At 67.8% G+C, this 12,519-nt stretch carries 9 protein-coding genes; 5 read left to right on the top strand and 4 right to left on the bottom strand.

All coding sequences use genetic code 11. From position 1 onward, the window contains the following. Positions 1 to 75 precede the first annotated feature (75 nt). The 4 genes from AC1DBD_RS05730 to AC1DBD_RS05745 are packed head-to-tail and all read right to left on the bottom strand — an operon-like array spanning position 76 to position 3,979. Positions 76 to 1,161 carry a glycosyltransferase family 4 protein gene (locus AC1DBD_RS05730; protein ID WP_476916768.1) on the bottom strand — a complete coding sequence of 362 codons (1,086 nt, stop codon included), beginning with the start codon at positions 1,159 to 1,161 and terminating at the stop codon, positions 76 to 78. Beyond that, complete coding sequence (locus AC1DBD_RS05735) at positions 1,158 to 2,087, bottom strand: alpha/beta fold hydrolase (protein ID WP_476892480.1); 930 nt, start codon at positions 2,085 to 2,087, stop codon at positions 1,158 to 1,160. The genes AC1DBD_RS05730 and AC1DBD_RS05735 overlap by 4 nt, the downstream gene beginning before the upstream one ends. 11 nt (positions 2,088 to 2,098) lie before the next feature. Further along, entirely contained in the window at positions 2,099 to 2,968 is an 870-nt protein-coding gene (locus AC1DBD_RS05740) for an aldo/keto reductase (protein ID WP_441417727.1), read from the bottom strand. Positions 2,969 to 3,016: 48 nt separating this feature from the next. Then, entirely contained in the window at positions 3,017 to 3,979 is a 963-nt protein-coding gene (locus tag AC1DBD_RS05745; RefSeq protein ID WP_441417728.1) for a sugar-binding transcriptional regulator, read from the bottom strand. 125 nt (positions 3,980 to 4,104) lie between these two features. On the opposite strand from AC1DBD_RS05745, the gene AC1DBD_RS05750 reads away from it, so the two are divergent. The 5 genes from AC1DBD_RS05750 (at position 4,105) to AC1DBD_RS05770 (ending at position 12,419) form a co-directional block, all read left to right on the top strand. Further along, the gene (locus AC1DBD_RS05750; protein ID WP_476981610.1) at positions 4,105 to 5,919 is read left to right on the top strand and encodes a glycerol-3-phosphate dehydrogenase/oxidase; all 1,815 of its coding nucleotides are present in this window, start codon (positions 4,105 to 4,107) and stop codon (positions 5,917 to 5,919) included. A gap of 158 nt (positions 5,920 to 6,077) precedes the next feature. Beyond that, positions 6,078 to 6,827 (top strand): MIP/aquaporin family protein, encoded by a 750-nt coding sequence (locus tag AC1DBD_RS05755; protein WP_441417730.1) that lies wholly within the window; start codon positions 6,078 to 6,080, stop codon positions 6,825 to 6,827. Positions 6,828 to 6,908: 81 nt separating this feature from the next. Beyond that, positions 6,909 to 8,423 carry a glycerol kinase GlpK gene (glpK, locus tag AC1DBD_RS05760; RefSeq protein WP_476916765.1) on the top strand — a complete coding sequence of 505 codons (1,515 nt, stop codon included), beginning with the start codon at positions 6,909 to 6,911 and terminating at the stop codon, positions 8,421 to 8,423. Positions 8,424 to 8,775: 352 nt separating this feature from the next. After that, positions 8,776 to 11,304, top strand: coding sequence for a leucine--tRNA ligase (gene leuS / locus AC1DBD_RS05765; protein WP_476981611.1), 2,529 nt, complete (start codon positions 8,776 to 8,778; stop codon positions 11,302 to 11,304). A gap of 71 nt (positions 11,305 to 11,375) precedes the next feature. Next, on the top strand, positions 11,376 to 12,419 hold the full coding sequence (locus AC1DBD_RS05770; RefSeq protein ID WP_441417733.1) for a DegV family protein: 1,044 nt from the start codon (positions 11,376 to 11,378) through the stop codon (positions 12,417 to 12,419). Positions 12,420 to 12,519: the final 100 nt, after the last annotated feature.

Genomic DNA, 12,519 nt, shown 5'->3' on the forward strand with positions numbered 1-12,519 from the left:
GCCGCTTCGACGGTTCCCTGCGCACTCGACGTCCGCCCGCGTCGAATTGGCACGGAACCATCGAAACGGCCGAGGTTAGCGTCGCTTGCGCCGGCGCAGGGCCACGGCCTCTTCGGCGGCGGCCAGCAGGCGCTGTGCGGAGGCGTCCCAGCTGAACTCGGCCGCGCGCTGCACCGCACTGCTGGAGCGCTGCTTCCAGAGCTCGGGCTCCTCGAGCTCGCGGACCGCGGCGGCAAACGCGGACGGGGAGTCGGGGTCGACGTAGCTGACCGCGTCCCCGCCCACCTCGCGGAAGATCGGAATGTCGCTGGCGATGACCGGAGTGCCGTGTGACATCGCTTCCACGAGCGGCAAGCCGTAGCCCTCGGCCTTGGAGAGGCTGACCAAGGCCGTGGTGCGGGCCAGCAGCGCCTCGTACTCGGCATCGGTGACGCCGTTGTGGAACACGATGTTGGCGCCCGCCGGGGCCAGCGCCTCCAGCTCCGCCCTGCGTTCGGGCGTGATCCGGCTCAGCAGGTGCAAGGTTATCTCCGGCAGCTGGGCCATGCCCTTGACCATGGTTTCGACATTCTTGTAAGGCATGAAAGACCCCATGTAAAGCAGCGTCTTGTCGGCGCCGGCGCCGGGGTCCCGAGGAGTCAGCCCGGGCTGCGGGGCGTTGCCGACGATCCGGACCGGTCGCTTCGTCAGGCGGTACTTCGCCATCAGGGCCTCGGTGGTGGAGCTGATGGTCGCGACGACGTCGGCCCGGTTCAGCAGGACCCGTTGGGGCCAGAACGCCTTGTGATAGAGCCGCCAGAGGACCCGGACCGGGGCCGGGAGGAAGCCGGGAGGTGCCGGGTGCTCGTAGTAGATCAGGTCGTGCAGGGTCAGGACCAGGGCGTACTTCCGGCCCCAGCTGCCCATGGTCTGCATCGGGCACACCACCACGTCGGCCCCCAGTGGGTTGACCTTGGCCGCAACGAATAGCTCCGCGGGCGAGAGCGGGCTGTTGATCAGGGTGTAGGGGACGTCCGGGAGCAAGGCCAGCTGTCGCGTATCGCTGATCAGCATGGAGACGTCCGCGACCTTGGCGGTCGCGGCAATGAGGCTGGCGCCGTAACGGCTGATGCCATCGTGGTGGTCGAGCCTGGTGAAGCGGGCGTCAATAAGGATTTTCACGCGGCGTGTTCCTTCAGGAAGCGTCGGATGAAGCCCGCGGCGGGTTCCGGGGTTTCGTAGTGGATGAGGTGCCCGACGCCGGGAATGACTTCGAGGCTGGCGTTCGGCAGCAGCGGGAGCAGCTTGTGCTGGTCGGGCAGGGTGGCGATTTCGTCTCTTTCGCCCGCCACGAGCAAAACCGGAAGGGCCAGCCGTGGGGCCACCTCCGCGACGTTGCTGCTGACCGAGGCCTTGAAGGCTTCGAGCAGGCTGTCGCGGTCGGCGAAGGCGGAGAAGTACGCGCTGTGCTGGGCGTGGACGAACCTCCGCAGCGCCTTGTCCTGGGTCTTGGCCATGGTCTCGCTCATCACCCGGACGATCAGCTGGTTGCGCAACAGCGCGTTCCCGAGTCCGCGGGGGAGCCGGGCCGCCGCCTCGTAGTACAGCACCGCGGCCTTGGTCATGAGCCCTTTGGGCCCCTCCAGAGCGGGTGCGGCGATGGGGTTGATCAGGATCAGTTCGGCGACCGCGCCGGGATGGTCCGCCACGAAGTGGCTGGCGATGATCGAACCGAAGGAGTGGCCCAGCAGCACCGTGTCCTTGCCCAGCCCGAGGGCGGCCATGAAGTCGGCGATGAACCGGCCGTAGCCGCTAACGCTGTGCCCGCCGGTCCGGAACGCGGCGGAGGCGCCGAACCCCGGGAGGTCCGGCATGATGAGGCGCATTTCGGGGAGCTGGTCGACCACCCGGAGCAGGCCATGGTGATCGCCGCGGAAGCCGTGGATCACAAGGATGGTCCGGGTGTCGGCGGTCTCCCGGACCGGTTCGTAGCTCCAGTAGGCGACCCGGGTACCGTTGAGGTCCACCGCGGAGGCGCTGCTGCGCGTTTCCAGTTCGGCGCTGAGCAGGGGAGGCAGGGGGGAAGGCTCGGTGGCCACGTGTTCCATTCGTTCGGGTCCTAGTTGACGTCGTCGGGGTTCGAACCGGTGCGGAATCCCCGGTCCAGGCCGGCCAGGGCGTCCAGGTCCGTGGTGCTGAGGCTGAAACCGAAGATGTCGTGGTTCTCGCGGATCCGGGCGTAGGAGCTGGCCTTGGGGATGACGACGTTACCCAGTTCCAGGTGCCAGCGCAGGATGACCTGGGCCGCGGTCCGCCGGTGTGCCGCGGCGAGCTCCAGCACCACCGGGTCCTCCATCACCTGGCCGCGGCCCAGCGGGCTCCACGCCTCGGTGGTGATGCCCAGCGACGCGTGCAGGGATCTCAGCTCGGCTTGTTGCAGCCAGGGATGCAGTTCAATCTGGTTGACCGCGGGCACCACTTCGGCGGTCTGGAGCAGCCGCTCCAGATGTGCGGGCTGGAAGTTGGACACCCCGATGGCGCGGACCTTTCCCTCGCGGTAGAGCGATTCGAGCGCGCGGTAGCTCTCCGTGAAGAGCCCGCGCCGGGCGCACGGCCAGTGGATCAGGTAGAGGTCCACATATTCGAGGCCCAGCTTGGCGATCGAGGTGTCGAAGGCACGCAGGGTCGCGTCGTAGCCCTGGTCGTCATTCCAGAGCTTGGTAGTCACGAAAATGTCCTCCCGGGCGAGCGGGGAGTGCAGCTCGCCGGAGCCGCCGGCGGAGCCGTCGAAGGCGGACAGGGCGCCGATCGCTTTCCCGACGCCCGTCTCGTTCCCGTACATCGCCGCAGTGTCGAAATGACGGTAACCGGCCTCCAACGCCATGGTCACGAGCCCGGCGGCGTCCGCGGGGGGCACCTTGTAAAGCCCGAACCCGAGGCGGTCCATCATCACGCCGTTGTTCAAGGTCAGCCGGGGGGAGATTCTCATAGCAACGACTCTACCCATTCCGGGCACCCGGCCGCGGGTGACCGGCCCTCAGGACAGGCCCTCGGCGCTGACCAGCCGCCGGGCGCTGGCCTCATCCAGGATCAGGTCCGTGGCCAGGCCGGCAGCGAGCGCCCCGCGCAACCCGTTGATCTTGGACGCGCCGGAGACCACGCAGATCCGGCGGCGGACCTGCCGGAGCTGGGCCAGGTCCGGCCCGGTGGAGCGTTCGTTGAGGGTAATGCCGTCCGAGGAGCCGTCCGCGCGGAAGAAAACAGTGGCGACGTCGCCCACGACGTCGGACTCCGCCAGCACGCTCAGGTCGTCCTCGTCCAGGTAGCCGCCGGCGTACACGTGGCTGGGGTAGTCGGCGTCGACCGATCCCACCCCGAAAATGGCGATGCTCATCCGGGACTGCAGCTGCAGGATGCGTTGAACACTCCGTTCATTCCACATGGCCTTCTTGGTCGCGGCGTGGTCGAAGAACGCCGGCACCGGGAACTGTTCCACCCGCGCCCCGTAAGCGCTGCCGAAGCGCCGCATGATGTCCGAGGCGTAAGTGATGCCCGTGGTCTGCATGTTTCCGGCTCCATTAAGCTGCACGATGATGCTGTCATGGGTGATCTTCCGGGTCAGGTGCCGGCTCACGGCGCTCAGCGTGGAACCCCACGCCACCCCGATGATCGCGTTCGAGTCCACGAGCGGGCCGATGGTGCGCGCGGCCTGCATCGCCACGCGGTCCAGCGTTTCCGCCTCGTTGAGCGTGTCCACCACCGGCACGACGTGCACATCGACCTTGTATTCGGCGCGGATCATGCTGGCGAGCTCGGGTCCGGTGTCCAACGGGCTGCGGATCTGGATCTGCACGAGGCCCGATTCCCGGGCCGCCGACAGCAGCCGCGAGACGGTCGAGCGGGACGTTCGGAGCTCACGGGCGATGGCGTCCATCGTCAGGTCCTGGAGGTAATACAACTGGGCGGCCCGGAGGGCGTCGGACTGGCGAGTTGGCGACATTCCATTTCCAATCTGCACGTTTGTGCATAGTGCTTGACTCCATTTTCCATTAGTCCAAAGAATAGTGTTGAACGGCGACGTGCCCGGTGGGCGCGCCGCAGAGCACCGATCCCCAAGGAGCAGTTTTGGGAAACAAGGTTTCATCCGGCAATCCGGCGTCGAGCACACAGCGCACGTCCGTGCAGCAGTTGCGGAACCGGCCGCACGCGCAGGTGCTCATCATCGGCGGCGGCATCAACGGGGTCGGAACCTTCCGTGACCTTGCCCTGCAGGGCGTTGACGTTGCCCTCGTCGAACGGGGCGACTTCTGCCAGGGAGCCAGCGGCGCCTCCTCGCACATGATTCACGGCGGTATCCGGTACCTGGAAAACGGCGAGTTCCGCCTCGTCCAGGAGTCCGTGGTGGAACGCAACCGGCTCCTCCGGATCGCGCCGCACTACGTGAAGCCGCTGCAGACCACCATCCCGATCTTCAGCACCTTTTCGGGCATCCTGGCCGCGCCGTTGCGGTTCCTGACCCACAAGCAGGGGAAGCACACCGAGCGCGGTGCCTTCCTGATCAAGCTGGGCCTGAGCATGTACGACTCCTTCTCCCGCGACGGCGGCACCGTGCCGCGCCACCAGTTCCGCGGCCGCAAGCGCGCCCTGGCCGAGCTGCCCAGGCTGCACCCCGGCATCAAGTACGCCGCGACCTACTTCGACGCCTCCGTGCACAACCCGGAGCGCCTCACCCTGGACGTGCTCCAGGACGGCGAGAAGGCCGGCGAGGCGGCCGGCAACGGGGCCCGGGCCAGCAACTACCTCTCCCTGGTCTCCATGGGCGGCGCAGCCGGTTCCGGCAACGGCACGGCAACCCCCGGAGCGAAGGGCGGAACCGTCCAGCTCCGGGACGAACTGACCGGGGACGTCTTCGATTTCAGCGCCGACGTGATTGTCAACACCACCGGCGCCTGGGTGGACCTGACCAACCGCGCCATGGGCGCGGCGTCCGCCTTTATGGGCGGCACCAAGGGCTCCCACATCGTGCTGGACCACCCCGGGCTGCTTGAGGCCTGCCAGGGCCGGGAGATCTTCTTCGAACACACCGACGGCCGGATCGTGCTGATCTACCCGATGGGCGACCGCGTGCTGGTCGGCACCACCGACATCGACGCTGACATGGCCGAGGACGCCGTCTGCACCGAGGCCGAGATCGACTACTTCTTCGACCTCATCGGGCACGTCTTCCCGGACGTGGCCGTGGACCGGGAACAGATCGTCTACACCTTCTCCGGCGTCCGTCCGCTGCCCCGGCACGACGCCACGCAGCCGGGCTTCGTCAGCCGCGACTACCGGATCGAGCGCCGCGGCCCCGCCAGGGGCGCCGGGCAGCTGGCCGACGGCGGCGCCGTCGTGCTCAGCCTGGTGGGCGGCAAGTGGACCACGTTCCGAGCCCTCGCCGAACACCTCAGCAACGACGTCCTCGCCGAACTCGGCATGGAACGGAAAGTCTCGACCGCCAAACTTGCCATCGGCGGCGGGGCAGGTTTCCCCGACACCGAGGACGGCGTCCAACGCTGGATCAAGGCCCACATGGGGGCCGGCCGCGACGCGGACCGGACCGCTGGCCTGCTCACCCGCTACGGCACCCGCGCGGTGGACGTCATGGCCTACCTCGACGCCGGGACCGACCGGCTGCTGCACTCCACCCGGGAACTGAGCGTCCGGGAACTGGAGTTCATGGCGGCCAACGAGCAGATCGGACACCTGGTGGACGTGCTGATCCGCCGCACCTCACTCGCGTTCCGCGGGCTCGTGACGGGGGAGCTGCTGAACGAGGTCGCCGAGATCCTTTCCGGACCGCTGGGCTGGGACGCGGCGACGCGGACCGCCGAGATCGACCACGCCCAGGAGGTGCTCCAGCGGTTCCACGGCGTCCAGGTACACAGCCTGGTCGCCTGACAACTTGAGTGTCCGGAGGCTGGAGCCTCCGGACACAAGGGCTGCGGGATTTCTCCCAGGGGAACCCGCAGTGGCCGGCCGGCAGCGCGAAACCGCTGCCGGCCCAACGGCCCTTCAAACTCGCGAAGGGCTGACAACAGAAAATAGAGGAGTCAAAGATGTCTCTTGGAATAGTTTTCCTGTCCGAAGTATTCGGCACCGCAATGCTGACCCTGCTGGGTTGCGGCGTTGTGGCCAACGTCGCGCTCAAAGGCACGAAGGGCAACAACGGCGGGTTCCTGATGGTCACCTGGGGATGGGGCATTGCCGTCTTCGCCGGTGTCTTTGTTGCGGCCAAGTCCGGGGCGCACCTGAACCCGGCCGTCACCTTCGGCCTGTTGCTTAACGGCAAGAAGGAGTACGCCCCGGGTGTCGCGGTCGATTTCGGCTCCACCCTGACCTACTTCGGCGGGGAACTGCTGGGCGCCTTCCTGGGTGCCGTCGTGATGTGGCTGGCCCACAAGCAGCACTTTGATGTCGAACCCGAGCCCGCCAGCAAGCTGGGTGTTTTCTCCACCGGACCCGCCATCCGCTCCACCCCGTGGAACCTGATCACGGAGATCATCGGCACCTTCGTCCTCGTCTTCGTCATCCTGACCTTCGGCGGGACCCCGTCGGGACTTGGCCCGCTGGCCGTGGCCCTGCTGGTTGTCGGCATCGGTGTTTCCCTCGGCGGCCCCACCGGTTACGCCATCAACCCCGCCCGTGACCTCGGCCCGCGCATCGCCCACGCCCTGCTGCCCATCAAGGGCAAGGGTTCTTCGGACTGGAGCTACTCGTGGATCCCGGTCGTCGGGCCGCTGATCGGCGGCGGACTCGCCGGCGTCGTTGCAGCCGTGGTGCCGATCATCGCCACCGCCGCCGCCTGATTCTGCCGCAGAGGACCCTGAACCAAACCCGCTCGAATCGCATCAATTCAACCGCCAGGCCCAAAAGACAAGGACGTCAGCATGAACCAGTATGTAATCGCCATTGACCAGGGAACCACGAGCACCCGCGCCATCGTGTTCGATCACAGCGGCAACATCGTTTCCTCCGGCCAGATGGAACACGAGCAGATCTTCCCGCAGGCAGGGTGGGTGGAGCACGACCCCGCCGAGATCTGGAACAATACCCGCGAGGTCATCGCCTCCGCACTGTCCAAGGCCAACCTGACCCGCCACGACATTGCCGCCGTCGGCATCACCAACCAGCGCGAAACCGCGGTGGTCTGGGACAAGACCACCGGCAAAGCCGTGTACAACGCGATCGTCTGGCAGGATACCCGCACCCAGTCGATCGTCGACGAGCTGGCCAAGGACGGCGGCCCGGAACGCTTTAAGCAGAAGGTGGGCCTGCCGCTGGCGACCTACTTCTCCGGCACGAAGATCAAGTGGATCCTGGACAACGTCGAGGGCGCCCGGGCCAAGGCAGAAGCCGGCGACCTCGTCTTCGGCAACACCGACAGCTGGGTGCTGTGGAACCTCACCGGCGGAACCGACGGCGGCGTACACGTCACCGACGTGACCAACGCGTCCCGGACCATGTTCATGGACCTCGACACGCTGTCGTGGGACCAGGAAATCCTGGACGCCTTCGGTGTCCCGGCCTCCATGATGCCCGCCATCAAGTCGTCCTCAGAGGTGTACGGCACCGTCCACACCTCCCAGCTGCTGCGCGAAGTTCCGGTCGCCGGCATCCTCGGCGACCAGCAGGCGGCAACCTTCGGCCAGGCCGCGTTCGACGCCGGCGAGGCAAAGAACACCTACGGCACGGGCTGCTTCCTCATCTTCAACACCGGCGAGGAAATCGTCCACTCCAAGAACGGGCTGCTGACCACGGTCGGCTACAAGCTTGGCGACGCCAAGCCGCACTACGCCCTGGAGGGTTCGATCGCTGTCACCGGTTCGCTGATCCAGTGGCTGCGCGACAACCTGGGCATGATCAGCAGCGCCCCGGAAGTCGAGACCCTGGCCGCTTCGGTGGAGGACAACGGCGGCGTGTACATCGTTCCGGCCTTCTCCGGCCTGTTCGCACCGTACTGGCGCTCCGACGCCCGCGGCGCGATCGTCGGCCTGACCCGGTTCGTGAACAAGAACCACATCGCCCGCGCAGCGCTGGAGGCCACCGCGTTCCAGACCCGCGAGGTGCTCGACGCCGTCAACGCCGACTCGGGGGTTCCGCTCACGGAACTCAAGGTCGACGGCGGCATGGTCGCCAACGACGCGCTGATGCAGTTCCAGGCCGACATCCTGGGCGTGCCGGTGATCCGGCCGAAGGTCGTCGAGACCACCTCGCTCGGCGCCGCCTACGCGGCCGGCCTCGCCGTCGGCTTCTGGAAGGATCTGGGCGAGTGCTCGGCCAACTGGTCCGAGGACAAGCGCTGGGAACCGAAGATGGACCAGGCGGAGCGCGAGCGCCAGATGCGTCTCTGGAAGAAGGCCGTCACCAAGTCCATGGACTGGGTCGACGAGGACGTGAAGTAGGCCGACGAGCCGATGCCTTCACTGTTGAGGGGGCCCCGCCCGCTTCGCGGACGCCCGAAGCCGCTCCCGGGCCCCCTCAACAGTTCGGCATTTCCGGGCTGGCCGATTCAGCCGCTCGCGGCGACTTACGTAGCGCTGGCAAGCCGTGCGCTAAAGTAGTCATATGCGTGCGATCCTCCTGCTTAGTTAGCCGCCCGGCATCCCGGCGAAAACCCGGATTGCCGAGCGGCAGCCCCTCCGTGTCGAGGGGCTTTTGTGTGTCCGGGATATGTACCGGCCCGCAGCAGGGGACCAAGGGATCAGGCGGGACAGTCCTGATCCGACAAGATCGAAAGAACAGAAGAGGCCAGCAGTGAGCGTTCAGCCGGAGACAGAGACCGGAACAGCAGCAGCCGTCGCGAGTGAAGGCCCCGAAGAGGGCGCCTACAGCTTCGCCGCCATGGAGGCCAAGTGGCCGCAGGTCTGGGAGGACCTCAAGGTCTTCACGCCCCTGGATGACGGCTCGAAGGAACGCCGCTACGTGCTGGACATGTTCCCGTACCCGTCCGGTGACCTGCACATGGGCCACGCCGAAGCGTTCGCGATGGGCGACGTCGTCGCCCGCTACCTGCGCCAGCAGGGCTACGACGTGCTGCACCCGATCGGCTGGGACTCCTTCGGACTGCCGGCGGAGAACGCCGCCATCAAGCGGAACGCGCACCCCAGCGAGTGGACGTACGCCAACATCGACACCCAGGCGGCGTCATTCAAGCGTTACGCCATCTCCGCTGACTGGTCCCGCCGGCTGCACACCTCGGATCCGGGGTACTACCGCTGGACCCAGTGGCTGTTCAAGCGCTTTTACGAGCGCGGGCTGGCCTACCGCAAGAACTCTCCGGTTAACTGGTGCCCCAAGGACCAGACCGTGCTGGCCAACGAGCAGGTCGTCAACGGCGCCTGCGAACGGTGCGGCACCGCTGTGACGAAGAAGTCCCTGAACCAGTGGTACTTCAAGATCACCGACTACGCCGACCGGCTGCTCGATGACATGGACGAACTGCGCGGGCACTGGCCCGAGCGGGTCCTGGCCATGCAGAAGAACTGGATTGGCCGTTCCGAGGGCGCGCACGTCAACTTCGTCGTCGAGGCCGACGGCGGCAAGCCCGCCAAGGACGTCACGGTCTTCACCACCCGCCCGGACACCCTGTACGGCGCGACCTTCTTCGTGGTCGCCGCCGACGCCCCGCTGGCCGCCGAACTGGTCACCGAGGAACACGCCGCGGCCCTGGACGCCTACCGGGAACAGGTCAAGGCGCTGTCGGAGATTGAGCGCCAGTCCACCGAACGGGAAAAGACCGGCGTCTTCACTGGCCGCTACGCCATTAACCCGCTGAACGGGGAGAAGCTGCCCGTCTGGGCGGCCGACTACGTGCTGGCCGACTACGGCACCGGCGCCATCATGGCCGTCCCGGCCCACGACCAGCGCGACCTGGACTTCGCCAAGACCTTCGACCTGCCCGTCCGGGCGGTCCTGGACACCGGCGAGGAAGACCCCGCCGTGTCCGGCACGGCGACGACCGGCGAGGGCACCTTGATCAACTCCGGCGCCCTGGACGGGCTGCCCAAGGCCGAGGCCATCCCGGCCGCCATCGCGATCCTGGAGCAGCTGGGCACCGGGGAGAAGTTCGTGAACTTCCGCCTGCGTGACTGGCTGCTGAGCCGCCAGCGGTTCTGGGGCACCCCGATTCCGATCATCCACTGCCCGGCCTGCGGCGAGGTCCCGGTCCCGGACGACCAGCTGCCGGTGACCCTGCCGGAGGACCTGCGCGGCGAGGATCTGTCGCCAAAGGGCACCTCCCCGCTGGCCGCCGCCGAAGCCTGGGTCAACGTCGAGTGCCCCAGCTGCCACGGCCCGGCCAAGCGCGACACGGACACCATGGACACCTTCGTGGACTCCTCCTGGTACTTCCTGCGCTTCGTCTCGCCCGACTACACCGAGGGCCCGTTCGATCCCGCCAAGATCAACGACTGGATGCCCGTGGGCCAGTACGTCGGCGGGGTGGAGCACGCCATCCTGCACCTGCTGTACGCCCGCTTCTTCACCAAGGTCATCCACGACCTGGGCCTGATCGAGGCCGACGAACCGTTCAAGGCGCTGCTGAACCAGGGCCAGGTGCTCAACGGCGGCAAGGCCATGAGCAAGTCCCTCGGCAACGGCGTGGACCTGGGCGAGCAGCTGGACAAGTTCGGCGTCGACGCCGTGCGGCTCACCATGATCTTCGCCTCCCCGCCGGAGGACGACGTCGACTGGGCGGATGTCTCGCCGTCGGGCTCCGCTAAGTTCCTGGCCCGCGCCTGGCGGCTCGGCCAGGACGTCAGCAGCGAGCCCGGCGTCGACTTCGCCGCCGGGGACCGCGCCCTGCGCACCGTCACCCACCGCACCATCGCCGACGCGCAGGCGCTGCTGGACCACAACAAGTTCAACGTGGTGGTGGCCAAGCTGATGGAACTGGTCAACGCGACCCGTAAGACCATTGATGCCGGCGCCGGCGGCGCGGACCCGGCCGTCCGCGAGGCCGTGGAGGCTGTAGCCGTGATCCTGAGCCTCTTCGCGCCCTACACCGCCGAGGACCTGTGGAACGTACTGGGACACCCGGCATCGGTAGCCAACGCCGGCTGGCCCACGCACGACGAGACGCTGCTGGTGCAGGATACGGTGACCGCCGTCGTCCAGGTCCAGGGCAAGGTGCGGGACCGCCTCGAGGTTTCCCCGGGCATCTCCGAGGACGAACTGCGCGAACTGGCGCTGGCCTCGGAAAACGTCCAGCGCGCGCTGGACGGCAGGGGGATCCGCACGGTCATTGTGCGGGCGCCTAAACTGGTCAACATCGTCCCGGCCTAGCCGGGCAAGGCCGTTCGTGAACCGGCCGCCGGCAGAAGCCGGCGGCCGGAACTCTTTTCAGGAGGTGCTTCGTGCCGGACCGTGAGCCCCCGGGCTGGCCGTGGCTGCGCGAGCGCCTCGTCAGGCTCCGCCAGGCTGCCCGCCCCGGGGCGGTGCCCGAACCAGTGCGCGCCATGGCGGCGCGGACTGCGGTGGTCACTGACTCCGCCGCCGCGCTGCCGGCAGAATGGGTGCGGGACTTCACCGCCGACGGCCGCCTGACCGTGGTACCGATGCCGGTCATGGTGGGCGCCGAGATCTACGGCGAGGGCGAGGACGACATCGCCGAGACCATCGCGGTGGCACTGGCCAGCGGCTTGCCGGTCCGGACCTCCAGGCCCTCACCCGGCCAGTTCGAACAGGCCTACCTCGCGGCGGCGGCACGCGGCTTCGAATCCGTAGTCTCGCTGCACATTTCGGGGGAGCTCTCCGGCACCGCCGACTCCGCCAGGCTCGCAGCCGCGAAAGTGGGAATCCCGGTGGTGGTCGTGGATTCGCGCACGGTCGGGATGGCGCAGGGCATGGGCGTGCAAAGCGCCGTCGTCGCGGCTGCTGACGGCCGGGGCGCGGACGAGGTCAGGGCCTTCGCCGAAGAACGGCTGGCCCGGACCAAGGTCTACTTCTATGTGCCGAGCCTGGAGCAGCTGCGCCGCGGTGGCCGGATCGGCGCAGCCGCCTCCCTCTGGGGCACCATGTTTTCGATCAAACCGATCCTGGCGGTCGACGGCGGCAAGGTCGTCCCGCTGGAAAAGGTCCGTTCTGCGCCCCGCGCCATCGGCCGGCTGGAGGAAATCGCCGCCGCTGATGCGCTGTCCCGCCCCAGCGGTGAGGCCAGGATCGCCGTGCACCACTTCGGCAACCGCGCCGAGGCCGAGCAGCTGGCATCGCGGCTGGCACAGCGGTTGCCTGACTGCCCGCCCGCCCAGATCAGTTCGCTGCCGGCCGTGCTGGCGGCCCATGCCGGACTGGGCGTGCTGGCCGTCATTGTGGGGGAGAGCAGCACCCCGCTTCCCGGGAGCGGCCCCACACCGGGGTCTGGCTCCACACCGGGGGCTGCCGGGGCGCTTTCCACATAGCCGTTGCCGCGCCTGTCGGCAGGTCCGGTCCCATCCCTAGGCTGGCTTCATGTCGCGCCGATACCCGGGGGCCGGAGCCCGCAGCGGACCCCACTCAGGA

Source organism: Arthrobacter sp. 10T419 (assembly GCF_056394105.1).